Raw genomic sequence first — 25,781 nt, 5'->3', positions numbered from 1 at the left:
ATCCTGAAATTATGCTTGCTCATACCTCTCAAAAATGGTGTTTTGCGACTAATTTCTGAATCAACTTCAGAAGAAATAACAGCACATCTTTAGAATAGTGCATACAGCAGATTACCTGCTTGTAATAAAAGAAAATCTGAACATTTTTATATAAAGGGGCTCAAAAATGCCATTTTTGAGCCCCTTTATGTTGATATTCCAAAAGGTATTTTCTACCCCAACCTTCCGGGCAACCTCCTTCAGGTATTTTCTGAAAATACATCCAGCTTATAGAAAGTTGCACTTCTAAAATGCCTTTTTTGACACCGGTACAAATCTCCCCGGCCGGGTAATTCCCCCTCTCCCTGCCCTTCCTCCACTTCAGCATAAAACAAATCTATTTTACTGATATTTAGATCAATACACAATTCAGTTTCAGAAATCATTGAAGTAGGCACAGGCTTTGTCTTTTAGGAGCAAAACAAAATTTGAAACTACTATGCTGCTAGAAAAAACAATGATCGACTCTAAAGAAACAGAGCTGGCCCACAGTTTACCACCCGAAATCCTGAAAGGCCTCTGCTTTAACTGTGATCATAGAACAGATTGCACCTGGAAAGAAGAAAGAAAATTTAATTGTGAACACTTTAGATAAGACAAAAATGATTACTGCTAAAAAAGATACCAAACAAAGCATGTTTAAAACTGTTCAGCAACAGTTCAATAAAACAGCCGATTTAATTGATCTAAACCCCAACATCAGGAAAATCCTCGCTATCACCAATAATGAACTCATCGTGCATTTTCCCGTAAAAATGGACAATGGTGAGGTGGAGATCTTTACCGGCTACAGGGTGCAGCACAACAATGCGCTTGGGCCTTACAAGGGCGGGCTGCGTTACCACCCCACCGTAGATGTAGATGCCGCAAAAGCCCTTGCAATGTGGATGACCTGGAAAACCTCTCTGGCCGGCCTGCCTTATGGCGGCGCTAAGGGCGGAATTCAAATAGACCCCAGGAATTACAGCCTGCCCGAGCTGGAGCGCATTACCCGCAGGTTTACGTATGCCCTGGGCGAGAATATTGGGCCCGAGCACGACATTCCCGCACCCGATGTGAACACCAACGCCCAAACCATGGCATGGATCGCCGATACTTATATGTCGACCAAATCGCCTTCAGAACGTTCTCAAAATCAGCACGTGGTTACCGGGAAACCCATTGGCTCGGGCGGGCTTGAAGGTCGCGACAGGGCTACGGGGTTCGGTGTTTTCCTCTGTATCAAATTGTACTTTGAGGCCCGTGGAGAAAGCCTTCAGGGGAAGACATTTATAGTACAGGGTTTTGGTAACGTTGGCTACTGGGCCTCCCATTTTATGGTGAACGAAGGCGCAAAACTCATCTCTGTACAGGATGCGCATGCTACTTTATTTAATGCTGAAGGTATTGATGTTGAAAATCTGTTTGAACACTCAAAGCCAAGAAAAGGTTCTATAAAAGGATTTTCTGAAGCTAAAGAAATTGATCCTGAAGATTTCTTCGGATTGGCCTGCGACGTATTGATACCCGCAGCTTTGGGCAACCAGATCACCGAAGATAACGCCTATAAGATCCAGGCAAAACTAATTGCTGAAGGTGCCAACGGCCCTACCAATGATGAAGGCGAAAGCATTCTTTTGGAAAGAGGGATTCCCATCATCCCCGATATTTTGTGTAATTCGGGGGGCGTGATTGGAAGCTATTTTGAATGGTTGCAGAACCGAAATGGCGAACTGTGGCAGCTGGACGAGGTGATGCAAAAAATTGAGAAGAAGATCACGCAGGTATTCAAAAATGTTTCTGCTGAAGTTGATCAGCGAAAGGTAGACTGGCGTACTGCGGCATATATCATCGCCATTGCCCGAATTGAAATGGCCTATGTACAACGCGGAATTTTTCCATAAATGAGAAAGCTATGAAATACTCGCATATCATAATTGAAAAGAAAGAGTTTGAACTTTTAAAAAACCTGATATCAACAGAGTCTTACTATAAAGACAAAGCTTACAAGTCTTCCCTCAACAAACTTAAAAAAGAACTGGAAGATGTAAAGATCGTGGATAACAACCAGATGCCCGAAGATGTGATTCGCATAAATTCTCTCGTTACCATTCAAAGTCCGTGGAATGTAACGAGAACCTACCAGATCGTGGTGCCGGAACAAAGCGACATCAGGAACAACAAAATCTCTGTGGTCGCCCCAATGGGCCTGGCCCTTATTGGTTATGCACAGGGAGATGAAGTGGAGTGGGAATTCCCCATGGGCACCAAAACCATACAAATCCTGGAGGTAGAACAAACCGGTAAAAAATTAAAACTTGAAGAGCTGTAATGAATGAAATGAAAAACCACTATAGAGATGAGGAAATTTTAAAGCTCAATATGAGTTCAGAACTAAAGCTGTGGGAAGAGAATATGAGCTTCATGGAGCAGGAAATCGGGTTCTACTTAAGGTTACTCCAAAAGAGTTCCTTCTTTAAAAGCGAAAAAAATGTAGAAGACCTGAAATTCCTGGTAAAACAGCTGCAGGACATTCACGAAATGAACAGCCAAAACTCCAAACTGCTCAGGGAGTATAAATTAAAGGCCGAAAATATTCGGGAATGTGATGATGTTCAGTGTGAAAACCAGTACGTTCAGGAACACCTGCATGTAAAGAGTTCTTTTCAGAAGCATTTAAAAAGGTCTCAGATCGTTAAAGGTTTTGTGTTTAAATACATACTCGAAAACATGCAGGAAGTTCAGCATTCCCGGGAGCATTTTTAAAAAGTACCCTGGCAAATCAACTTCAAAACAGCTCATTAGATCATGAATAACAGGTTTAAAATTAAAATCATCTTTCTGCCTTAAAGCACCTTTTCAACCCGGGAGCTGTCCCGAGGGGTATATCCCAGTGTAAAAGGTGCATCCCAGCAAACAAGATGTGTAATTTTTAAACCAAAATCATGAAAAAAGGAAATTTAAGACCTTCAAGCATAGATTTGAAAGCTAAAAAGCAGGAGAAAATCCAAAGGAAACTCGAGGAAAAAAAGTTGAAAAAAAGAAAGTCGAAAGTTTAGAAGTTTAATTAGCTCTTTTTGGGGTCTGCCGGCTGGCAGACCCTTTTTTATTGCTGAAAGTTAATTCGGAAGAAAAAAACTGCCCGCCACCTTAATGACTCCCCCTCAAAAATGCCGAATTTACTTCAGCTTTTGCCGTAGGGTCTTGCGGTCAATCTGAAGGATTTCTGCGGCCCTGGTCTTGTTGCCATCTACCGAAGCCAGCACCTTTTGAATATGCTCCCGCTCTGCTTCCTTCAAAGATTTTTGCACATCAGCTACCGCAGCAGGTTCGGCTAATTTTATATGCTTCGGAATTTCTTCCACATCTATATTTTTATCGCACAAAATAATGGCCCGCTGCACTACATTCTCAAGCTCCCTGATGTTGCCCGGCCAGGAATACCTGGTGAGCAGTTCAATGGCCTTATCGCTTATGCCAGCAAAGGGTTTCTTGTATTCAACTCCGTATTTTTTAATGAAATTCTGAACCAGGGGAAGTATATCTTCTTTTCTTTCCCTTAGCGGCGGGGTGGTGATGTTCACTACATTAAGCCGGTAATAGAGGTCCTGCCTAAAACTGCCTTTTTCCACCATCTGGTAAAGATCGCTGTTGGTCGCGGCGATAATTCGCAACTCAATTTTCTCTGACTTCTGCGCCCCAATCCTTCTCACTTCTTTTTCCTGTAAAACCCTCAAAAGACTGGTTTGCACATTTGCGGGCGCCGTTCCTATTTCGTCTAAAAAGATGGTTCCGCCTGCCGCTGCCTGGAAGAACCCCTGCCGCGAACCTCCTGCTCCTGTAAACGCCCCTTTTACGTACCCGAACAATTCAGATTCCAGTAAGTTTTCGGGAATGGCGCCGCAGTTTACCGCAATAAAGGGGTTGGCCGCATAAGCGCCTTTATAATGTATTGCCCGCGCCACCAGCTCCTTCCCTGTTCCGCTTTCGCCCTGTATAAGTATGGTCGCCCGGTTATCCTTTACCCGCTCAATAACGTCTATCATTTCCTCGAAACTTTCCGAAGAACCTATCATCCCGGCATAAGCACTGGTCACCGGCTTCTCTTTTTTAATGTGGGTGGTTTCGCTTCTTCTATGCTGAAGGCTTTTCTCAATAGCCGATTTTAGTTCGGCCTGGGTGAAAGGCTTTACAAGGTAATCAAGCGCGCCAGACCGTATGGCCGAAATAGCCCCATCTACCGAAGGGAATCCGGTGATGACCAGTTTTGGCATTTTCGGATAGTGTTCATCGGCGTATTTTATGAGCTCGATCCCATTCACTCCCGGCATTTGCAAATCGGTGATGAGAAGGTCAATCCGCGACGACTTCAGGATCTCTATGGCCTCTTTTACAGAGATTGCCCGGTAGGTGTGAAAATGCAGCGCGCTAAGGTTGCGATGAATCAATTCGAGCATGTCATAATCATCATCAACAATGAGTACGTTTTCTTTATGAAGTGCCATATTCTAATTTCTAAGAGGTATACTTATTTGAAAAATGCTTCCCTGCGGCTGGTTGTCTAGCGCCACTATGTTGCCTTTGTGGCTTCTAATAATGCCGTGCACCACACTTAGACCGAGCCCAGAACCATCGCCTATGGGTTTGGTGGTGAAAAAAGGTTCAAAGATCTTCGATTTCAGCTCTTCCTTAATCCCCGGGCCCTCATCGGCGATCTCAATGTACAGGCTGGCCTCATTCCTGTACAGTTTTACTTCAATGGCAGAACCCTGGGGCGAAAAATACAGCGCATTAATCAAAAGGTTGAACAACACCTGGGTGAGCTGAATGGGGTCCAGCTGTGCTTCAATCCCTTTATCTGCCACTCTAAAATGGCATTCTACGCCAGCTTTTTTAAAGTTGGGTTTTAGCAGCGAAAGCGCCTGTGCCACAATGGGCTGGATTTTGATGATCTTCATCTCCTGCGGAATTTCACAGGCAAAGAACATCAGTTTTTTCACCACTTCCCGCGAGTAGATTGCAGCTTTGATTATTTTGCCAATATCCTTCTTGGTCTGTGAATTCTCTGCCCGCTCTTTAATGAGTTCGGCAAACCCCAGAATGTTGCCCAAAGGCGTGTTGAGCTCGTGGGCTATGCCGGCGGTAATTTCACCCAAAATAGCCAGGCGGTCGTTGCGGTGAATGCTGCGCCTTAACAGCTCTTCCTGTTCCTTTTGCTTTATTTTTTCGTAAAAGGAGCCTACCTCATGGGCGGCTTTTTCGAGCAGCTTTTGTTCTTCAGGCAAAAAGGCCGTTTCCCTGTGTTTCTCCTGCGGATAATAGATCTTTATGGCACCCTTAACTTCGCTAAAAGTGTAAATGAAAGCCTGTTGCGCCACATTTTTCTGCGGAATTTTTCCGGTGCTGTGCTGAAAACCGTTGAGTTTCAATTCTACTACGGCGTCTTCAGGAAATCTCCAGGCCTGTTTCAAAACCTCCGAAATCTTCTCCAGCGTGGCTGAAATCTCGCCTTCGTGATCGCGAATTACTGAAGATATTTCATACAAACAGCTGAGCTCTTTGATCCTTTCCTGAAGCTCTATTTTGGTTGAAATGGTACCGGGCATCTTAAAAAATATAAACAGGGATAAATCATCAAAGATAAGATTTTTAAAAGCAGGAAAGAAGATCTGTACCCCCTGTAAAAATCGCGTTTCCGGTACGATTTATTTCGCTGCAAAGCTGGTTCAAATCTCCCCGTCAGGGAAAAAATGAACCGGCAGCCCTTCCGAAGAAATAATAATCCCGGCTTCAGGAGCTCTTGTTCTCAACGCATTAAAAAACACGTGCAGCTTCCCTCCTCTTCGGGGTACGGGTTTTGTTTTCCTGTGCACTTAATTTTTTTCACTCACTAATGAAAACAATAGGTTTAATAAAAGAACCGGCTTTTGAAACGCGGGTATGCCTGCTCCCCAAAGAAGTAAAGCGGCTTATTAAAGACTTTGGCATCAATGTACTTTTTGAACCCGGTTTTGGAAGACAGGTCAATATTTCTGACCAGGAATACAGAGAAGCAGGAGCCACAGCCAGGCCGGCCCATAAAATTTTTTCTGAAGCTAATTTCATCACTTCCCTTAATTCGGTTTATGAGGGGCAGGAAATTGGGCAGGAATGTGAGTTCCTGGGCATCTATAACTTCGGATATTTCCCGGGGCGAACGGAGGTTTACCTCAAACCCGGAATTTCGGTAAGCAGCCTCGATCTTCTTCCGCGCACCACCATCGCGCAAAAGATGGATGTGCTCTCCTCAATGGCTTCCCTTAACGGCTACAAAGCAGTGCTAAAAGCTGCCGAGCTGCTTTCTGAAAGCATCCCCATGTTCACCACTGCCGCCGGTACTTTAAGGCCTTTAAAGGTGCTGGTGCTGGGTGCCGGAGTGGCCGGCTTACAGGCTATAGCCACCGCAAGAAGGCTGGGGGCCGTGGTAGAGACTTTTGATGTTCGTACAAGTGCGGGGGAAGCCGTAAAAAGCCTTGGCGCAAAATTTATTGAGGTTTATGGCAGTTCTGAATCTGAAACCGCAGGGGGATACGCAATAGACCAGACGGCAGAATATCAACGCAAACAAAAAGCCCTCATAGAAAAACATTTAAGAACCGCCTCAATGGTGATTTGCACTGCAAATATCCCTGGAAAACAGGCTCCTGTGCTCATAGATAGACCTGCCGTTGACAATATGCTGCCCGGTGCCGTGATCATTGATCTGGCCGCCGAACAGGGAGGCAACTGCGAACTAAGCTCCAGCGGAAAATTGCTGCAACACCAGCAGGTCAAAATTCTTGGGGATTCCTGCTTATCGCGGCAGCTGCCTGTTTCGGCATCGGCCCTGCTCTCCAACAACTTCTACAATTTCATACATCACATGTGCACTTCCAAGCGCACAGAAGATCACCTGTTAAAGGCCTGTTCGGTGATAGAGAATGGAACTATTGTACACAGGAGTTTGCAACATCATTTAAAAAATATCTAAACCATGGAAACCATTACTCTTATTTATATCATAGTTTTTTCAGTCTTCCTGGGCGTCGAGATCATCTCGAACGTTCCTGCCGTTTTACACACCCCCTTAATGTCGGGCTCAAATGCCATTAGCGGTGTTATTGTGGTGGGAGCCATTCTTATGATGCTGCATATAGACCCAACAGATTATCTAAACCTGTTTATTGGCGGGCTGGCCATTTTCCTGGGCACCTTAAATATCTCGGGCGGCTTTTTTATCACCTCAAAGATGCTGCGCATGTTCAATTCCAAAAAAAAGAATAAATAATGGAAAATATTTACCTCCTGGGTTACCTGGTTTCCATCTCATCCTTTTTGCTGGGCCTTAAATTTATGAGCTCGCCAAAAAGGGCAAAATCGGGCAACCTTATAGCTGCCTCGGGCATGATCCTGGCACTCGTTCTTAGCCTAACATCGGGAATTACTTCCAACATGCCCGCCGGCAATCTTTACGTGCTCTCTTTCGCGGTCTTTGCCGGCAGCATTGTGGGCAAAAAAGTGGCAGGCAGAGTAGAAATGACCCAAATGCCCCAGATGGTTTCCCTGTTCAACGCTACCGGTGGGGCCTGCGCCTTATTAATAGGAATTGTGGAAGCCTCACAAAATCCTGCCCCGGCCCTCGTGCAGCTCTGCCTCTTTGCCGGAATTTGTACCGGTGGCACCGCAGTGACCGGAAGTATCACCGCCTATTTTAAATTATCGGGGAAAAACCTGAAAGTGAACAGCAGCAGCTTGGTTGTCCTTAAATGGGCCACTTTAGTGCTCCTTTTGCTCCTGCCCGTTTTAGTGCTTGTCAACCCGGGAATAATAAGCCTGGAAGTGGCCGTTTACATTCTTGCGTTCTCGGCTTTGGCTTACGGGTTCCTCCTGGTTACGCCCATTGGTGGTGCCGATATGCCCGTGGTCATTTCTTTCCTGAATTCCATTACCGGAATCGCCACCGCCTTCGCCGGACTCGTTTACCACAGCTACGTGATGATTGTAGGCGGAATTTTGGTGGGCGCAGCGGGCACTTTGCTCACGCTCTTAATGTGCAGGGCAATGAACAGGTCTTTTCTGAAAGTGCTCTCGGGCAACTTCAAAAAAGCGGCGGCAACCGGGGCTGTACGGGAACAGCATATCCAGGAAATTGCGATCCCCGAACTGGCCTATGAGCTCACCTGCTACAAAAAGATCGCCATTGTGCCCGGCTACGGCCTGGCCGTGGCGCAGGCGCAACACCTGTGCGGGCAGTTGCAGCAGTTGCTCGAAGCCAGGGAAATTCAGGTAGATTTTGTGATTCACCCGGTGGCCGGGAGAATGCCGGGCCACATGAACGTGCTGCTTGCCGAAGCCAACATCGACTACGCCCATCTCAAAGAAATGGACGAGGTTAATGAAGACATGGAATCTTACGACCTCACGCTCATTATTGGTGCCAATGACGTGGTAAACCCTGCGGCCGAAAATGACGAGGAAAGCCCTGTGTATGGCATGCCTATTATCAAATCTTACCTCAGCAAAAAAGTGGTGGTGATGAAAAGGAGCATGGACACCGGTTATGCAGGGGTGCAAAATGGCCTTTTTGAGCTGGAAAACTGCTTCCTCCTCTTTGGAGACGCAAAAAACAGCCTCACCAGCCTGGTAGACCAGCTCAAACTCTTTTCTGAATAGAAAAAATGCCAAAAAATCCTGCCTTTTTCAGTAAAAATATTACTGCTGAAGGGCAGGATGCTTTTCCAGGCTTTGATTACTTCGCAAAATGTAAAAAATGGCACCTGGGCGTACAAAATTTTCTTTTTTTACAATGCTGCTTCAGTTTTTGCTGAAATTTTTGGGATTTCTGAAACCACCGGAATCCTTCCGCAGAAATCAGTTTTAAAAATGCCATTTTTGGCACCCCTTGCTGAAGCATAACAACTTCATTTACAGCAAACCCGCTGCCGGCAAAGCTTTGTATCTATATTTTTAAAATCTGACGTTGTGAAAAACTGTGTTGATAAGTAAACGCGGCTCTAAAAGTTTGCTGCCTGTTTCTTTCTAATTTTACATTGAATAGTTGATCTGGATATTTTCTAGGAGGGGAATCATGTGAAAATCATGAGCTGTTGCGCAACTGTCAGTAATCATTAGGTTACAAGCCAGAGTACCTTTTTCAGATCGATGACTTTGCTTTCGCATAAAAAGTAATTGTCATGGAATTCTACAGATTGGCCTGTCTTATTTCGGGGCCCTTGTCTTCTCTTCCATTGGTTATTTTTTAGGCTTTTGTTTAATCAAAATGAATAGGTTATGAGCATTTTTGAAAAGAGAATAAACTACAAACCATTTGAATATCCCGGGGTCCTGGATTTTACCGATGCCATAAACAAGGCGTTTTGGGTACATTCTGAAGTAGATTTCACAGCCGATGTTCAGGATTTTCACTCCTATCTTTCAGACGGTGAAAAAGATGTGGTGAGAAAGAGTTTACTGGCCATTGCGCAAATTGAAGTGGCGGTAAAATCTTTTTGGGGCGACCTTTACAAGCACCTTCCAAAACCCGAATTCAACGGCCTTGGCAGTACCTTTGCCGAATGTGAGTTCAGGCATTCGCAGGCGTATTCAAGGCTTCTTGAGGTTTTGGGCTACAACAACGAATTTGCAAAGGTCATTGAAGTGCCGGCCATTAAAAGCCGAATCAGGTATTTATCTGAAGCCCTGGAACACACCCGGGCAAAAGACCATAAAGATTACGTGTCTTCGCTCATCCTCTTTTCTATCCTTATTGAAAATGTCTCCCTCTTCAGCCAGTTTGCCATCGTGCTTTCGTTCAACCGATTTAAAGGTGTGATGAAGAACATCAGCAATATTATTGCGTGGACATCGGTTGATGAGCAAATTCACGCCAATGCCGGTATCTATATCATCAACCAGATTAGGGAAGAATACCCCGAGTATTTTGATGAAGAAATGATTCAGAAATTAACTAACAGCGTGAAAAAATCCATAGAAGTTGAAGCTGAGATCCTCGACTGGATCTTCGAGAACGGAAAACTGGAGAATATCGACAAAAAGAACCTGATGGATTTTATGAAATTCCGCGTAGATGACAGTTTAAAGAGCATTGGGATGTCTAAGATCTACAACGTGAGCGCAGTAGATTATCAACCCATGCTGTGGTTTGAGGAAGAGGTCTTTGCCAACAGCCTTGACGATTTCTTTGCCCGAAGGCCGGTAGATTACACCAAGCACGATAAAAGTATTACCGCAGCCGACCTGTTTTAAGTAAGCCCGAATTCCCGAATTAAAACTGAAATTACCATGACAACTAATGTACAAGCCCAGCCTTTGATTGGCGACGAAACCAGGAACGAAAGACTCTGGTGGCTAAACGACGAGAGCCAGCAAATTCTTAACCGCGGCTATCTGCTGAAAGGTGAAACCGTGAAATCGGCCATTGAACGTATTGCCAATGCTGCTGCCAGGAGATTGTACAAACCCGAGCTGGCCGAAGCATTTATCGAAATGATAGAGCGCGGCTGGATGAGCCTTAGCTCCCCCATTTGGGCAAATATGGGAACCGAGCGCGGGCTGCCTATTTCGTGTTTTAATGTATACGTGCCCGACAATATTGAAGGCATTACCCATAAGCTTGGCGAGGTGATCATGCAAACCAAGATTGGCGGCGGAACTTCGGGGTATTTCGGGGAACTGCGAGGCCGTGGCAGCGCCGTGACCGACAATGGGAAAAGCAGCGGGGCCACCAGTTTCATGAAGCTCTTTGATACCGCGATGGACACCATTTCACAGGGTGGCGTGCGCCGGGGCGCCTTTGCGGCCTATCTCGATATTGACCACCCCGATATTAAAGAATTCCTCGAGATCAAAAACATTGGGAATCCCATTCAGAATTTGTTCAACGGCGTGTGTGTGCCCGATTACTGGATGCAGGAAATGATTGACGGCGACATGGAAAAGCGCGAGATTTGGGCGAAAGTCCTGGAAAGCCGCCAGCAAAAAGGATTGCCTTATATTTTGTTCAAAGACAACGTGAACAGGTTTAAGCCGCAGGTCTACAAAGACAGGAACCTCACCATACATTCCAGTAACCTGTGTTCAGAAATCGCTTTGCCTTCTACCGAAGAAGAATCTTTTATTTGCTGCCTTTCTTCAATGAACCTCGAATTATATGACGAGTGGAAAGATACTGAAGCCGTAAAACTGGCCGTGTATTTTCTAGATGGCGTGCTGCAGGAATTTATTGCAAAGACCGAAGGCAATTACTACCTGTCTTCGGCAAACCGATTTGCAAAGAATCACCGTGCGCTTGGTTTGGGAGCCATGGGCTGGCATTCTTATTTGCAGAAGAACAGGATCCCGTTTGAAGGCATGCGTGCCAAGGGCCTTACCCATAAGATCTTTGAAGACATTAGCACTAAAGCCACCAAGGCGAGCAGGGAGCTGGCCACCATTTACGGCGAACCAGAAATGCTTAAAGGCTACGGGCTCAGGAACACCACTTTGATGGCCATTGCGCCCACTACCTCATCTTCGGCCATTCTGGGGCAGACATCGCCGGGAATTGAGCCTTTCAGCAGTAATTATTTTAAGGCGGGGCTTGCAAAAGGGAACTTTATGCGGAAGAACAAGTACCTGAAAGAGCTCCTTCAGGAAAAAGGGCTGGACAATGAGGATACCTGGAGGAGCATCATGCTGCACCACGGCAGCGTGCAGCACCTGAATAGTTTAAGCCAGGAAGAAAAAGACGTTTTTAAGACCTTTAAGGAGATAAGCCAGTTAGAGATCATCCAGCAGGCCTCCGTACGCCAGAAGTTTATAGACCAGGCGCAGAGTTTAAACCTGAACATCCCGGCAGGGCTTCCGGTGAGAGAGGTGAACAAGCTACTGATTGAAGCCTGGAAACTAGGTGTAAAAACATTGTACTACCAAAGAAGCCAAAGCGTTTCCAAGGAATTTGTATCAAATATTGTAAGCTGCTCCAGCTGCGAGGCGTAGGTGTTTCTAAAAATTCCTTCTGAAAATGGCATTTTCAGAAGGAATTTTTAAAAGCAGCATCTTAAAGGTCTTCATAATTACCTTATCAATTATATTGTATACAGTAAAAAAGCCTGGAATTTGATGCCTGCACTAGTGAAATTTATGAAGTTGATGTCTTTCCGAAGGAGCCTTTTAGCGACTGAAAAATCTCTGCTTCCTGCCTCTACATTATAAAATATTCAATATTCAATATTCAATATTCAATATACGCTATACAATTAAAATGGCCACTGGTGCCTTTAACTCAAACCCGATTATTTTCATTTTCAAACCTTCAAATCCTCCCATCTTCAAAATCAGATTAACCTTATCTTTATCCTCCTATGATCAACGAGCAGTATTTTCAGGAATTCCCGGAGCTGAAGACATCTCGGCTCTTTCTTCGGAAGCAGGAGTTGAAGCATGCGGCTGCGCTGCAGCAATTGCGGTCTAATGAGGATGTGATGAAGTTCATGGATTCAGATAAACATGAGGATATAGAGACTTCCGAAGCTTTTATCCGCAGAAATCTGAAGAGCTTTGAAAAGAAAACCGGATTTTTCTGGGCGATCACGGCAGCTGTATCCGGGAACTATATGGGAGATATCATTTTAAGGAAGATCGACAGGACCAATGCCCGGGCAGAGATCGGCTACACTCTTCACCCCGACTACTGGGGCCACGGCTATATGAAAGAAGCCATGCGTGAAGTGATCTCTTTTGGGTTTAACGAGCTCGGGCTGCACAGCATCGAAGCCAATATCAATCCCGCCAACGAAACCTCCCGCGCCCTCCTCTTAAAAATAGGTTTTATGAAGGAGGCTTACTTCCGGGAGAATTATTACTACAATGGAAAGTTCCTTGACAGCGAGATTTATTCTTTACTGGAAAAAGATTTTTTAGTGAAGTAAGGTTTCACCCAAAGCTCTCAAAGTCAAAAAAAAAGAGCACAAAGAAAAGGTTCCAAAAATGTCATTTCGAAGGAGCATTTTTGCGACTGAGAAATTTTAATTTACGACCGTCTAAAGTCTACCGACTAACTTCACGCAAAGAACGCAAAGATGCCGCAAAGAGTGCAAAGAGATCTTTATTCCTAAACTTCCCTGATTAGTGTTGACCGGTTTTAGATATTAATTTTCATTATCAAAAATAGTAATAATTGGTCTTTCTTCTGTTTTGAGGGTTGACCAATAACTAATGAACTCTTCAGGGTTTCTTTTCTCTAAATGATCATGGGATCTTTTGGTGTTATAATTTTTTACTGCTTTGTTCACCTGGTTCTTGAGTTGGCTAAAGGATTGTGGCTTCCAGTGATCCAGATACTCCTCTTTTATTGTTCTATTGATCCTCTCGGCATATGCATTGTCCTGAGCACTTAAGGCCATACTTATAGTGGTCGTATTTGATTGTAAGAGTTCAGTATAAGATTTGTACGTATACTGGCTTCCTCGATCTGAGTGATGGATCTTAGGAGCTTTGTTTTGTTTTAAAGCCATCTTCAAAGCTTTTAAATTTGCTGTCCCTCTCATATGATCAGAGACTTCATAACCGACTATTTTCTTGGTGTAAACATCAATTATAAATACTGCATAATAAAATTTGTCTCCTACCCGATAGTAAGTAATATCGCTTTGCCATACTACCGAAGGTGCATTGATCTTTATTCCTTTAATTTTATTCGGATAGTAGATATTACCGGCAATGGTTGTGCGTCTATAATTCTTCTTTCTTTTGAGACGATAACCTAATTGCATAAAAGTCTCTACAAAACGATCTCTCCCAATAAAATCAGGCTTTAAAGTATAGTACATTTTTTCCACCCCACAACCAGGATGATCTCTACGAATATCATCAGCTTCAGACATTAATTCCATCAAACGATGATCAAAAATTCTTTGTCTTCTAGCATATTGATGGACAGCTTGTTTACTGATCCCAATGCCTTCATAGAATTGATTCATGGAATAACTCACTTTTTCTTTGTTTTTCCTGAACCAGTTGATTGTGGGGTGCTGTAGTTTTTTTTAATGTCGATATCGAGTTCTGACTTAGCCAGTTCGATCATCTTTTCTAAATAATCCAACTGTATCTGTTTACGCCCTAAAGCTGCTTCCAGTTCCTTGTTTTTGGCCTCCAGCTCTTGCATCTTTTTACTGCTACTGTCTTTCATTTCTACAACTCTATAACCTTTCTCGTTAAAGGTAGAAAATTTATGAATCCAGTTATAGATCATAGACCGTGACATTCCGTGAAGCTTAGACAGTTGAAATACACTGTACCTGCCACTTTCATAATCATTCACAATTTGTCTTTTGAACTCATCGGAGAATTTCCGATGTTTACTGAGCAATCGAATATTTGACTTCATGTAAGTTGATTTTATGGTCAACCTATATCAGGGACGTACATCCTGAACACTGATCATTGACCACTGATCACTTTTTCCCGCAGATCACGCAGATATTCGCAGAACAACCAAACCCGACAGTTCGAGTAAATCCGAACCTGCGAGAGCAGGGGCGATTTGTATCGAGAACAAGGTTTCACACAAAGCTCTCAAAGTCAAAAAAGAAGAGCACAAAGAAAAGGTGCCAAAAATGTCATTTTGAAGGAGCCTTTTCGCGACTGAGAAATTTTAATTTACGACCGTCTAAAGTCTTACCGCCTAATTTCACGCAAAGGCCGCAAAGCTCATCCGCAAAGAGCACAAAGAGATTTTTATTCCTGAACACTGATCACTGACCACTGATCACTTTTCCCCGCAGATCCCACTTTCTAAGATCATACTGACTGTTGCTTAAAAAACATGATTTCGAAATTATATATTTACGGTTTTCCGTAAATGCTTTACAAAAATTTGTGATAAATTAGCATTTCTTTAGGAGGATTATCCCTACAAAATCTTCTCATTATTTTTGTGGAGAAGACCCACATAAAAAACGGGCGATACCCGAAAAGCCTATGAGTAGGGAAACTAAACCAATTCATTATTATGAAAAGAATTTTATTATCACTTTTTGCCTTATTATTTATAGGTATGACTTTCACCAGTTGTGCTACGTTATTTGGCAAAAAAACTCATCCTCTTACTTTAAGTTCAGATCCCGATGGTGCTGAAGTCTATGTAAACGGATTTAAAATGGGAGTTACTCCGGTAGAATTGAATTTGAAAGCTGACAAATCCTATACCATTGAATTTAGAAAAAATGGTTTTGATTCAGTGACCAGAGTGGTAAACACTAAAGTAGGTGCAGGATGGGTAGTTCTTGACGTTCTAGGTGGTGTAATTCCGGTGGTGATTGATGCAGCTACAGGTAACTGGAATAAACTGGATCAGGATGCAGTGAACGCTGCTTTGATACAGCAAAAAGAAGTTGCTGGTACCAGATAGTTATAGAAGTATTTAATTTTATAAGCCTTCCTACTTCGGAAGGCTTTTTTATTTTGCCATCTCTTTAATACCTGGAAATTTTTTACTTCATCTTTAAATTCCGCTTTGGAATTTGGGGCTTGGTTATTGGGCTTCTTTACAACTACCGTTTACTGTCTAAAGTTTACTGTCTATTTCCTGTTCATTGGTTAACTGATCGTTGTTCATTTTATTTACGGTTTCCCGTAGCTGCTCCTTAACAGAATTTTAATAATTTTACAGAAGCGCCAGTGTATCGTTACCCTCTTTAAAAAGAAATAACGATTATACACTGAGTGGAAAACCAGAAACCAAACGCGAAAACTGTAAAATGTTGTGCGTAAAACATGATCGCGCTAAAGGAAATAAATAGCCAGATCGTTAGATAAAATTAGTTAAAGAACATGGAGTTATACGAAAGACTGAATTTTAAAAAAAATCCATTTTCAACTTTTTCTGCTGAACAAGAAAGAAAGTTCCTTGACGACGTTTTTATTTATCCCAATAACTACAATAGTCTTCGTTCGGACATTATTGAAAATAGAAGTAGATTCATTATAGGTGCACGAGGAATAGGAAAAACAGCTCTTATTTACAAGCTTAAACGAGAATTAGAAGAAAACTACGTATTTGCAGTCCTTATAGATGATTTCGAAGGTATTCCTGTAAAAAACAACAAGAAGCATTTTCTTAAACTAATGATTACAGAAACAGTTAAACTGTTTTGTGCAACTCTTTCTAAAAACCCCAATCTTCTTAAAAGATTAAACAAAAAGGATAAAGAAAAACTGGCATTTGTAATAGCGGAATTTTTTAAGAGTCTGAGTATCCGTGAGTATGAAGAATACTACAACAAGGCAACTCAGTATAAATCCCGTAATAGGCTAAAAAATATTTACAACCAGATATTTCATAAGCCTATAAATCTTTTGATTGGAGGTGGCCTCGAATTAGCTTCAGATTTTGTACGCAAGTCATTTGGACTTCCTGATACTAATCCCAGTGGTTTGTATAAAAACTACTTACCGGAAATTGAACTTGAAACTATAAATAAATCTGACAACCCAAGTGAATTTTTAGAAGATGCCAAGGCCCTTAAACTCATTTGGTTTGATTTGGCTAAAATTATTAATAAATCTGGATTTAAGACAACCACTATTCTTTTCGATAGAGCTGATGAATATATTGAACTTGGGCAAGGAATTGACTCAATTACAACATTTCTAAAAGAACTTTTAACTGACACCACTATATTGTTATCTGAGAATTACTCTATAGTGATTGGACTATGGGATGCTACAAAAAGTGATTTTGATGAACTAGGGGTAAGATTTGATAAAATCAAGCCGTTCAACATTAATTGGTCCTATAAAAAACTGAAAGAGATACTCTCAAAACGTATAAAACACTTCAGCAATGATAGGGTACAACTGAGCGACATTTTTTCTGAATCCGATATTAATGATCTAATAGAATTAAGTGATAACTCTCCAAGATACCTATTTCGACAACTATCAGTGGTTTACGATACTCAAAACAATATAAATTCAGAAGCCTCTACCATTTCAAAAGAAGCAATTCAAGAAGGGCAATTAACATATTGTAAAGACTTTGAATTTTATGCGGTATTTCCTAGCAAAAAAGGTTCAAAAGAGGATATTTTGGTTAATGTGAATCGAATTCTCAAAATCGGTAATGAGGAGATTAAAACAAAGGATTATATTGATGTAGCAAAGGTGAGTACACCCACCGCAATAAGCTATATCAAGATTGTTCAAAATTATGGCTTAGTACATTACGTCGGTGAGACTGAAAACGGTGCTAAGACATATCAAGTTCAGAATCCAATCATAAAATTCTTAATTAGAAGAGGAGTAAGAGAAATAAATAAATAGATAAATATCCAGAATAATGTCTAAAGCACAGACAGGATTCACCACAAGTTTCAGAATCTACTCCAGTCTATCTGAGTAGATAAGGTCGCAGCTTTAAAAAGCCATACTTTTCTTAGTAAAGGCAGATGAAGACTTATTATTTTTGAACATCAAACTTGCAATGTCTTCCTCACTGTCACCCACCCTTCTGTAACAAATGCTACACTGGTAGGTAACAAAAGTTACTGACCACCGCCTTCTCTAAGGGTACTTTTGCTTCATCAAAAATTAAAAGATGAAGAGAACAAGAACCCTATTCTTTCTACCCGCACTGTTTTTTGGTTTGCTCCTGCAGGCCCAGGAAATGCTTTCTATAGGTAAGGAAGAGGTGCTGGAAAGAGTGCAGGAGAACAACAGGCAGCTCAAGATCTCCCAACAGGAGTTTTTGGCAGCCCGCGCACAGTACCGGCAAACCAACGCAGTCTTTTTACCCAACATAAGCGTCTCCCACACCGGGATGACCACCAATAATCCGCTTATGGCCTTTGGTTCCAAACTGAACCAGGAGCGTGTCACTCAAATGGATTTCGATCCGGCACGGCTCAATGATCCCGACCGTATTGACAATTTCGCTACGAAGGTGGAAATTCAGCAACCGCTGGTGAACCTTGACGGATTCTGGGAGCGTGGCGCTGCGAAGAACAAGATGCAGGCCACCGAGCTGCAAAGTGTTCGCACCGGGGACCACATGAAACTCGAAACCGAAAAAGCCTATATGCAGCTGCAGCTCGCCCATAAAGCGGTAAGTGTACTGGGGCAGGCGCTGGAAACAGCCCAGGCGAACCTGAGACTGGCCGAAAATAACTTCAAGCAGGGCTACCTGCAGCGATCGGATGTGCTGGCCGTGGAAGTCCGCGTGACCGAAGTGAACAACCAGCTACAATACGCAAGGAGCAACGTGCAAAACGCGAGCGATTACCTCATGTTCCTCATGGGCGAATCAAAAGATGTGGTGTTGCTGCCAAAGGATTCTTTGAACGTGGAGATGTATGCAGTTAACGCTCCTGCCCTGCCCGGTGACCGTGCCGACATCAAAGCCATGGAACTGGCAGCCGATGCGCGAAAGAAAATGTACACGGCCTCAAAAATGTCATTTTTGCCTCGCCTTAATGCCTTTGGAAGCTATGAGCTGTATGACGATAAGCTCTTCCAGGGGGACGCCAACGGATATATTGCCGGAGTCGCTTTGACCTGGGACCTCTTTGACGGCAGCAAACGCTTCGGAAAGACCCAGCAGTCAAAAGCCGAATATAAACAGGCAGCACTGGAACTGGAACAACACGTACAACAAAGTCAGCTGGAATTGAATCGCGCCGTGCGTGCCTTGGAGGATGCAGAGAACAAGCTGCAGCTCACCAGCCTGGCACTGGAGCAATCCAAAGAATCCCTGCGAATAAGAAACAACCGATACGAGCAAGGCCTTGAAAAAACAACAGATCTTTTAGGTGCTGAAACGCAGTTTTCAGAAAAACAACTGGAGTATTATCAGACGGTTTATGAATATAACTATGCAGTAGCATATTTAGAGTTTTTAACTGAGAGTGTGGAGTAAAGAGTGGACAGAGGACGGAGGACAGTGAACTGGAAAATTCCAAGCACCAAGCACCAAATTCCAATATCACTCTAAAAATGCTTTTTCGGTTCCCTTTAGGGCGGGGCAAAACGAAAAAGAGAATAAAACAAGAACACCCTTCTCCCCCCTATGAAATACGAAGGTAGAACTACGAAGTTAGAAGTCAATCTTGAATCCTGAACCTTGAATTTTGAATTGAACAGACCTTGAACATTAAACATTAAACCTTGAACCAAAAAAGATGAAAAAAACCATATACACACTAGCATTAGCTTCCCTGGGATTATTCGCGACGAGCTGTGGAGGCGATGATAAAAAGCAGGCGGTGAATGAAGGTCCCGTAGTGCCCGTGCAGGTTGAAACACCCACAGGGGCGGGAGACAGATTTCTCACTGCCAGCGGAAAAATTGAAGCGGTGAACAGCGCCAACCTCAGCACCCGCATGATGGGTTTTATTGATGACATCCATGTGAATGTGGGAGATAAGGTGAATAAAGGTCAGCTGCTGGTATCCATCAACAATGCCGACTTGCAGGCGAAACGCGCCCAGGTCAATGCGGGTATCACCGAAGCTGAAGCCGCCTACAAGAACGCAAAAAAAGATTACGAGCGTTTCAAGGCACTTTACGAGGAGCAGTCGGCTTCCCAAAAGGAGATGGATGACCAGACCGCCCGGTTCGAGATGGCGCAGGCCCGCCTGGAGGCAGCCAAACAAATGAGAAATGAGGTGAATTCACAATTCGCTTACGTGAACATACGTGCTCCTTTCAGCGGAGTCATCACCAACAAATTTGCCGAAAAAGGCACTATGGCCAATCCGGGTCAGCCGCTTTTAGCCATAGAGGCACCGGGGAATTTTGAGGTGACTGCGAGAGTTCCGGAATCGAATATTTCGAAGATAGAAACAGGAACTAAAGTGGACGTGATCGTGAAGTCTGTTGAACAGGAGGTTCCCGGTACGGTGGCCGAAGTAAGTACTTCGGCAAGTAATACCGGCGGACAATATTTAGTGAAAGTGGCTCTTGAAGACACCGAAGCCGATCTGAAATCGGGGATGTATGCGACAGTGAGGTTTCCGGTGGAGAAGCAGGAAAGCACTGCTGAGGCGGTGATGATCCCCACAGAGGCCATCGTGACCCGCGGAGACCTGAAAGGAGTTTATACCGTGAGTCAGCAGAACACCGCCATGTTAAGGTGGCTTAGGCTGGGACGAACATACGGAGACCAGGTAGAGGTGCTTAGCGGATTAAATCCTGATGAGGCCTATATAGTTTCGGCAGACAGAAAATTGTTCAACGGAGCCAAAGTTAGTGTAAAGGAGTAAGACCTGCGTGAGGGATAGAGGCAGCTACCGAGTAGCGCCGAAAGCCCGACCCGCCGAAGCCAAAGCGAAGGCGGGGCACGCCCAAATTGATATTAAAAATATGAAAGAAGGATTAGCAGGCAAGATTGCCAAAGGCTTTATAAATTCGAAACTGACGGTGCTGCTCATGATCGTATTCATGATCGTGGGAGTTTATGCGTCGTTCTTAATTCCGCGCGAGGAAGAGCCGCAGATCGACGTGCCCATGGCCGACATTTTTGTAGGTTACCCGGGTGCCAGCCCTACCGAGGTGGAACAGCGCATTGTCAAGCCCCTGGAAAAGATGGTTTCGAATATTCCGGGTATGGAGTACGTCTACTCTACCTCCATGGAAGAACAGGGGATGTTGATCGTGCAGTTCTACGTGGGCGAGGATATTGAACGTTCTTATGTGAAGCTCTACAACGAGCTCATGAAGAATATGGACCAGTTCCCGCCGAATGTTACCCAGCCGCTGGTGAAGACCCGGGCTATTGACGATGTGCCCGTACTGGGGCTTACGCTGTGGAGCGAAAATTATGATGATTACCAGCTGCGCCAAATTGCCAATGAGCTGCGCCACGAGATCGAAAAGGTGGAAGATGTTTCTATTGTAAAAACCATTGGCGGCCGTAACAGGCAGCTGCGCGTGGTGCTCGACAAAGACAGGATGGCTGCCAGCGGAGTGGATATGCTAGGGGTTGCTGAAAAGATCCAGGCTTCCAATCAGCAGCTTTCCTCCGGAAGTTTTGACCGAAACGACAGCGAAGTTCTGGTAAGCACCGGAAGCTTTCTTGAATCTCCGCAGGATGTGGAGAACCTTATCGTGGGTGTGAATAACAATCAGCCGGTTTACCTGAAGCAAATTGCAATGGTTCAGGACGGGCCGGAAATCCCAAAGTCATACGTGACCTTTGGATATGGACAAGCAACAGATACTTCGGAAAATTATCCCGCAGAATATCCTGCCGTAACTTTATCTGTAGCCAAACGCAAGGGAGCTGATGCGATGAAGATCGCCGATGTGATCCTGGAAAAAGTGGAACACCTGCAAACAAACCTTATTCCTGAAGATGTACACGTGGAAGTGACCCGTAACTACGGCGAAACCGCTTCGCACAAAGTAGGAGAATTATTGCTGCACCTTATAGGCGCGATCATAGCTGTGACCCTTGTTGTGATGCTGGCCATGGGTTGGCGCGGCGGACTGGTAGTATTCCTTTCGGTACCTATCACCTTTGCCCTTACGCTGCTCAGCTATTATATGCTCGATTACACCCTGAACAGGATCACCCTTTTTGCCCTGGTATTTGTTACAGGTATTGTGGTGGATGACTCGATCATTATTGCCGAGAACATGCACCGGCACTTTAAGATGAAGCGCCTGCCCTTCAAACAGGCCGCACTCTATGCCATTAACGAGGTAGGAAACCCTACTATCCTGGCGACATTTACGGTGATCGCTTCGGTACTGCCAATGGCATTCGTAAGCGGATTAATGGGACCTTACATGAGCCCGATGCCGATTGGAGCTTCTATCGCGATGATCCTGTCACTGTTTGTGGCACTTACGATAACACCATATTTGGGTTACATCTTCCTGCGTGAAAAAGAGAAAAAAGGAAAGCCTGTAAAAGAAGCTGAAAAAGGTATCGAGGATTCGATGATCTATCGCATCTACAGGCGCTTTGAGGAGCCGCTTATAGACAATAAGAAGATCCGCTGGGGATTCCTTGGCTTTACTGCCTTCCTGTTATTAGGATCTGTAGCCCTGTTCTTTACGGAAGATGTGGCGGTGAAGATGCTGCCTTTTGATAACAAGAATGAATTCCAGGTGGTGATCGACATGCCCGAAGGAACAACTTTGGAGCGTACAGCCGTAGTGACCAAAGAGGTAGGTCAATACCTGAACCAGAGTCCGCAGGTAGTGAATTACCAGACATACATTGGTACTTCTGCGCCAATTACTTTTAACGGACTCGTACGTCACTATGACCTGCGTGGAGCGAGCAACACTGCCGATATTCAGGTGAACCTGCTGCCGAAAGGAGACCGTAGCCTGCAGAGCCACGATATTGCAAAACTGCTGCGTCCCGATATTCAGGCCATAGGAGAAAAATATGGAGCCAATATCAAGCTGGTGGAAGTTCCGCCCGGACCTCCTGTGTTGTCCACCATAGTCGGGGAAGTCTACGGACCTGACTATGAAACTCAGATCGCACTGGCAGACAGCATACAGACCATACTTCACAACACTGATGACGTGGTGGATATCGACTGGATGGTAGAAGCCGATCAAAAAGAATATGAATTTGAGATAGATAAGGAAAAGGCGATGTTGTACGGGATCGCACCTCAGCAGATCGTTTACACGCTGAATTCTGCTTTGGGAGAAAGAGCCATTACGCAGTTGTATGATGAGGAAGCTACCCAGCGGGTAGGGATCGTGTTGACTTTGGATGAAGAGGAGAAATCCTCTGTACAGGATATCATGCAGATCAACATCGCTTCCCAAAAGGGACAAATGATTCCTATTGCCGACCTGGTAGAGCCAAAAGAAGTGATCAGGGATAAGAGCGTCTACCGGAAGAATCAGAAGCGCGTGGTGTATGTGCTGGCCGACATGGCGGGAGAACTGGAAAGTCCGGTTTACGCTATCCTCGGAATGGAAGAAAAACTGAAGGAGATCGAATTGCCTGCAGGTTATGAGATCAGTGACCTATATATGGGGCAGCCGGAATATGAAGATGACTACACGGTGAAATGGGATGGCGAATGGCAGATCACCCTGGAGGTGTTCCGTGACCTCGGAATTGCATTTTTGGGAGTGATTGTGATCATTTACATCCTCATCGTAGGCTGGTTCCAGAACTTCAAAGCTCCTATTGTGATGATGGTGGCCATTCCGCTATCCCTGATCGGGATCGTACTTGGCCACTGGATCATGGGCGCTTTCTTTACCGCCACTTCCTTCATTGGAATGATCGCCCTGGCCGGGATCATGGTGCGGAACTCGGTGCTGCTCATTGACTTCGTGAACCTGCGACTGGAAGACGGAATTCCTTTGAAGCAGGCCGTGATCGAAGCCGGAGCCGTGCGGACCACTCCTATCCTGTTGACTGCAGGTACGGTAGTGATCGGAGCTTTTGTAATCCTGTTCGACCCGATTTTCCAGGGACTGGCCATCTCGCTGATGGGAGGAACGATTGTTTCCACTTTTCTGACGCTTTTAGTAGTGCCGTTGGTGTATTATATGATCGAAAGGAAGAAGTATGTGGATAGGGAGAATACTGAGCTTATTGAGAAACGGGAAACTGAGGTGTCGAGTGCAGAGTTATGAGTTAGGAGTTAGGAATTGTGGACAGTGGTTTTAAAAGTACCAAATTCCAAGCACCAAATTCCAAATTCCCCTAAAGCTCCTCTCCCTTTAGGAGAGGCGGGGGTGTGGGATGACTGAGATAAGATCTCTTTCTGCTTTACCCCTGCCCTATCCCGAAGTGTCAGGAGGAGGCGGAAAGTGTAGCAACAATGAAAGAACAATATGAAATACTGAACATGTCGTGTAGTTTCTTTTTTGTAAGTGTAGTGCTTTCCCGGCGTTAAAAATTTTTGAAGCCTTGGAGAAAATTTAGCCGGGGAAGCACGGTTCCAATTTGCGGGAGCAAAATTGGAAACACCTATCAAAAAAGTGTCCTTTTTTTGGTTCGTTTTTATTGCATCCGACGACCGAAGGGAGAGGAATGCACAACAAAAAAATGAACAATTACGAAAAGAAGGAAATTACTAACGACCAAAGGGAGTAAAAAGAACTTGATGCTCTCCTAGTAAATAAACCATAAACACTAAAAAAATGAAACTACTAATAGTTACCAGCGTAGTCGCCTTCCACAAAGACGTACTTAAGCTGTTCATAAAAGCAAATATTGAAGCCTTTAGTTCTTCGGAAATTGATGGCTACAAGAACGGAAATTCCCTGGTCGCGACCCAGAGCTGGTTTCCGGGGGATAAGGGCGGCAATGAATCTGTCATGTTGTTCTCCTTTACCGAAGAGGAAAAGATAACCCAGCTTTTCAGGTACCTGAAGGAGTACAATGAAAAACTGGAAACCAATAATCCCGTGCGGGCAGTGGTCTTACCCATTGAAAGATCAATTTAAACAAGAGACAAGAAACAAGACTCAGGGAAGTTCATGTTTTTACCGGGAATTTTTCTTGAACAAAAACAAACAACAAACCATGAACAACAAACCATAAACATTAGAAATTATGCTAAACAGAGTCATACGTGGCATCGCCGGTACATTTATCCTCATCAGCCTTTTACTGGCTGTATATGTAAATATCAACTGGCTGTGGTTTACGGCCTTTGTGGGCGTCAACCTTTTACAGTCTTCCCTTACAAAATGGTGTTTGATGGAAGATATCCTGAAAAAATTCGGCATTAGGGATGAAAAACCACAACAAAACAATTCGCAGGTCAATAGCTAAAGTTTATTCTGAAGTTTTGCAGCTGAAATTTTTCTGAATATGACAAATTGCATGAAACACTCACGGCCGCCTTCCTATTTTTATGAAGAAATTGATAGATAGTAAACAGGACTTTAAGCCATGAAAGCAAAACTCAACAAAGAATGGCATGAAAAGCACAAAATGCCCGAGAATCCAACAATAGATCAGCGTATTGAATGGCACCTGGATCATGTTAAGAATTGCAGCTGCCGCAAGATACCCGGTAAGCTTTCCGAAGAAATGAGGAAAAGGGGGATTAAATTCTGAAGTTAAATTCCGCTTTTCTTTAAGCTGCAACAAAACATCAGCCTTCAAAAATGCCATTTTTGAAAGGTATTTTGGAGTAATACCTAATGTACTCACGTAGCCTGCTTACATATTTCAGAGTTCTTCTCCGGTCATGGGATTTCTTAGCACAGGAATTTCCGAAGTAGTCTTCTTGAAATATCCATTGGCCACAACGGCATGGCCAAAGCCGCAACCTGAATTGTAATTATCGGTTTCCTCATGTACCTTCACCCCTTCAGGGTCAAACCTGAAAGTGATCGTACAGGACTCATCAAATTCAGGGGTTCTGTAAATCGCGACTTTATTTTCAATACTTAAGGTGTCCATAAAAGCCCCATAATTGTAAGCGGGTGCGCCCTTATTGATCATAAACGTCATGGCAACCTTGTCTGCAGCTATTTGTTTAACCTGGATTTCCCCGAAATACCCTTTAATATCATCAGCCGATTCTGGATCAAAATTCCCGAGTTTATAAGTTCCGCTGGGATCAAATGTATCGACATGAGAACTCTTGCAGGAGATCAAACTTAGCATCAGCACAAGAGATAGCAGCTTTTTCAAATTTTTCAGGTTAGTTAAAGGGATTTAGTTTTCCTGCCTAAATGTAATTTTTTGCACTGAAAAAAATATCTGTTAGGATATAAAATATCGTTAACATTCACAGTGTAATTGA

23 protein-coding genes and 1 riboswitch are annotated in these 25,781 nt (G+C 43.9%); of the genes, 16 read left to right on the top strand and 7 right to left on the bottom strand.

All coding sequences use genetic code 11. From position 1 onward, the window contains the following. Positions 1 to 160 precede the first annotated feature (160 nt). Positions 161 to 367, bottom strand: a complete 207-nt coding sequence (locus tag JRG66_RS13530; RefSeq protein ID WP_265163298.1) for a hypothetical protein — start codon at positions 365 to 367, stop codon at positions 161 to 163. Positions 368 to 641: 274 nt separating this feature from the next. Between JRG66_RS13530 and JRG66_RS13525 the strand changes: the two genes are divergently transcribed. The 3 genes from JRG66_RS13525 to JRG66_RS13515 are packed head-to-tail and all read left to right on the top strand — an operon-like array spanning position 642 to position 2,784. Next, a complete protein-coding gene (locus tag JRG66_RS13525; RefSeq protein WP_265165456.1) occupies positions 642 to 1,922 on the top strand; it encodes a Glu/Leu/Phe/Val family dehydrogenase in 1,281 nt (426 codons plus the stop codon). Between the two features lie 11 nt (positions 1,923 to 1,933). Beyond that, positions 1,934 to 2,350: a GreA/GreB family elongation factor gene (locus tag JRG66_RS13520; RefSeq protein WP_265163297.1), complete on the top strand. Its 417-nt coding sequence runs from the start codon at positions 1,934 to 1,936 to the stop codon at positions 2,348 to 2,350. Then, the gene (locus JRG66_RS13515; RefSeq protein ID WP_265163296.1) at positions 2,350 to 2,784 is read left to right on the top strand and encodes a hypothetical protein; all 435 of its coding nucleotides are present in this window, start codon (positions 2,350 to 2,352) and stop codon (positions 2,782 to 2,784) included. The genes JRG66_RS13520 and JRG66_RS13515 overlap by 1 nt, the downstream gene beginning before the upstream one ends. Before the next feature lie 413 nt (positions 2,785 to 3,197). Here JRG66_RS13515 and JRG66_RS13510 read toward each other — a convergent pair whose 3' ends face one another. The 3 genes from JRG66_RS13510 to JRG66_RS13500 form a co-directional block, all read right to left on the bottom strand. Continuing rightward, positions 3,198 to 4,523, bottom strand: a complete 1,326-nt coding sequence (locus JRG66_RS13510) for a sigma-54-dependent transcriptional regulator (RefSeq protein ID WP_265163295.1) — start codon at positions 4,521 to 4,523, stop codon at positions 3,198 to 3,200. 3 nt (positions 4,524 to 4,526) lie between these two features. Further along, a complete protein-coding gene (locus tag JRG66_RS13505; protein WP_265163294.1) occupies positions 4,527 to 5,624 on the bottom strand; it encodes a sensor histidine kinase in 1,098 nt (365 codons plus the stop codon). A 120-nt stretch (positions 5,625 to 5,744) separates the two neighbouring features. Beyond that, positions 5,745 to 5,891: a hypothetical protein gene (locus JRG66_RS13500; RefSeq protein ID WP_265163293.1), complete on the bottom strand. Its 147-nt coding sequence runs from the start codon at positions 5,889 to 5,891 to the stop codon at positions 5,745 to 5,747. 20 nt (positions 5,892 to 5,911) lie between these two features. Between JRG66_RS13500 and JRG66_RS13495 the strand changes: the two genes are divergently transcribed. From JRG66_RS13495 to JRG66_RS13470, 6 genes are all read left to right on the top strand, one after another. Then, a complete protein-coding gene (locus JRG66_RS13495; protein WP_265163292.1) occupies positions 5,912 to 7,027 on the top strand; it encodes an NAD(P) transhydrogenase subunit alpha in 1,116 nt (371 codons plus the stop codon). A gap of 3 nt (positions 7,028 to 7,030) precedes the next feature. Then, entirely contained in the window at positions 7,031 to 7,324 is a 294-nt protein-coding gene (locus JRG66_RS13490; protein WP_265163291.1) for an NAD(P) transhydrogenase subunit alpha part 2, read from the top strand. Further along, positions 7,324 to 8,709 (top strand): NAD(P)(+) transhydrogenase (Re/Si-specific) subunit beta, encoded by a 1,386-nt coding sequence (locus JRG66_RS13485; RefSeq protein WP_265163290.1) that lies wholly within the window; start codon positions 7,324 to 7,326, stop codon positions 8,707 to 8,709. The genes JRG66_RS13490 and JRG66_RS13485 overlap by 1 nt, the downstream gene beginning before the upstream one ends. Positions 8,710 to 9,098: 389 nt before the next feature. Continuing rightward, a riboswitch (adenosylcobalamin-variant (AdoCbl-variant) riboswitch) is annotated at positions 9,099 to 9,195 on the top strand. Positions 9,196 to 9,327: 132 nt separating this feature from the next. Beyond that, positions 9,328 to 10,302 carry a ribonucleotide-diphosphate reductase subunit beta gene (locus tag JRG66_RS13480; RefSeq protein ID WP_265163289.1) on the top strand — a complete coding sequence of 325 codons (975 nt, stop codon included), beginning with the start codon at positions 9,328 to 9,330 and terminating at the stop codon, positions 10,300 to 10,302. 36 nt (positions 10,303 to 10,338) lie between these two features. Next, positions 10,339 to 12,033, top strand: coding sequence for a ribonucleoside-diphosphate reductase subunit alpha (locus JRG66_RS13475; protein ID WP_265163287.1), 1,695 nt, complete (start codon positions 10,339 to 10,341; stop codon positions 12,031 to 12,033). A 365-nt stretch (positions 12,034 to 12,398) separates the two neighbouring features. Then, complete coding sequence (locus JRG66_RS13470; RefSeq protein ID WP_265163286.1) at positions 12,399 to 12,965, top strand: GNAT family N-acetyltransferase; 567 nt, start codon at positions 12,399 to 12,401, stop codon at positions 12,963 to 12,965. A gap of 219 nt (positions 12,966 to 13,184) precedes the next feature. Here JRG66_RS13470 and JRG66_RS13465 read toward each other — a convergent pair whose 3' ends face one another. Both JRG66_RS13465 and JRG66_RS13460 read right to left on the bottom strand, forming a co-directional pair. Further along, positions 13,185 to 14,015 carry an IS3 family transposase gene (locus JRG66_RS13465; protein ID WP_265163187.1) on the bottom strand — a complete coding sequence of 277 codons (831 nt, stop codon included), beginning with the start codon at positions 14,013 to 14,015 and terminating at the stop codon, positions 13,185 to 13,187. 8 nt (positions 14,016 to 14,023) lie between these two features. After that, positions 14,024 to 14,422 (bottom strand): transposase, encoded by a 399-nt coding sequence (locus JRG66_RS13460; RefSeq protein WP_265163188.1) that lies wholly within the window; start codon positions 14,420 to 14,422, stop codon positions 14,024 to 14,026. Positions 14,423 to 15,046: 624 nt separating this feature from the next. Between JRG66_RS13460 and JRG66_RS13455 the strand changes: the two genes are divergently transcribed. The 7 genes from JRG66_RS13455 (at position 15,047) to JRG66_RS13425 (ending at position 24,799) form a co-directional block, all read left to right on the top strand. Next, the gene (locus JRG66_RS13455) at positions 15,047 to 15,445 is read left to right on the top strand and encodes a PEGA domain-containing protein (protein ID WP_265163285.1); all 399 of its coding nucleotides are present in this window, start codon (positions 15,047 to 15,049) and stop codon (positions 15,443 to 15,445) included. A 422-nt stretch (positions 15,446 to 15,867) separates the two neighbouring features. Continuing rightward, a complete protein-coding gene (locus JRG66_RS13450) occupies positions 15,868 to 17,358 on the top strand; it encodes an anti-phage protein (protein ID WP_265163284.1) in 1,491 nt (496 codons plus the stop codon). A 274-nt stretch (positions 17,359 to 17,632) separates the two neighbouring features. After that, entirely contained in the window at positions 17,633 to 18,949 is a 1,317-nt protein-coding gene (locus tag JRG66_RS13445; protein ID WP_265163283.1) for a TolC family protein, read from the top strand. Positions 18,950 to 19,211: 262 nt separating this feature from the next. After that, positions 19,212 to 20,294, top strand: a complete 1,083-nt coding sequence (locus JRG66_RS13440; RefSeq protein ID WP_265163282.1) for an efflux RND transporter periplasmic adaptor subunit — start codon at positions 19,212 to 19,214, stop codon at positions 20,292 to 20,294. Positions 20,295 to 20,394: 100 nt separating this feature from the next. Continuing rightward, positions 20,395 to 23,652 carry an efflux RND transporter permease subunit gene (locus JRG66_RS13435; protein WP_265163281.1) on the top strand — a complete coding sequence of 1,086 codons (3,258 nt, stop codon included), beginning with the start codon at positions 20,395 to 20,397 and terminating at the stop codon, positions 23,650 to 23,652. A 510-nt stretch (positions 23,653 to 24,162) separates the two neighbouring features. Further along, on the top strand, positions 24,163 to 24,468 hold the full coding sequence (locus JRG66_RS13430; RefSeq protein ID WP_265163280.1) for a hypothetical protein: 306 nt from the start codon (positions 24,163 to 24,165) through the stop codon (positions 24,466 to 24,468). A 109-nt stretch (positions 24,469 to 24,577) separates the two neighbouring features. Then, on the top strand, positions 24,578 to 24,799 hold the full coding sequence (locus tag JRG66_RS13425; protein WP_265163279.1) for a YgaP family membrane protein: 222 nt from the start codon (positions 24,578 to 24,580) through the stop codon (positions 24,797 to 24,799). Positions 24,800 to 25,201: 402 nt separating this feature from the next. Here JRG66_RS13425 and JRG66_RS13420 read toward each other — a convergent pair whose 3' ends face one another. Then, the gene (locus JRG66_RS13420) at positions 25,202 to 25,669 is read right to left on the bottom strand and encodes a hypothetical protein (protein ID WP_265163278.1); all 468 of its coding nucleotides are present in this window, start codon (positions 25,667 to 25,669) and stop codon (positions 25,202 to 25,204) included. Positions 25,670 to 25,781 lie beyond the last annotated feature (112 nt).

Source organism: Salinimicrobium tongyeongense, from assembly GCF_026109735.1.
GTDB classification, from domain to species: Bacteria; Bacteroidota; Bacteroidia; order Flavobacteriales; family Flavobacteriaceae; genus Salinimicrobium; species Salinimicrobium tongyeongense.
This window is presented reverse-complemented; position numbering and strand designations above follow the sequence as displayed.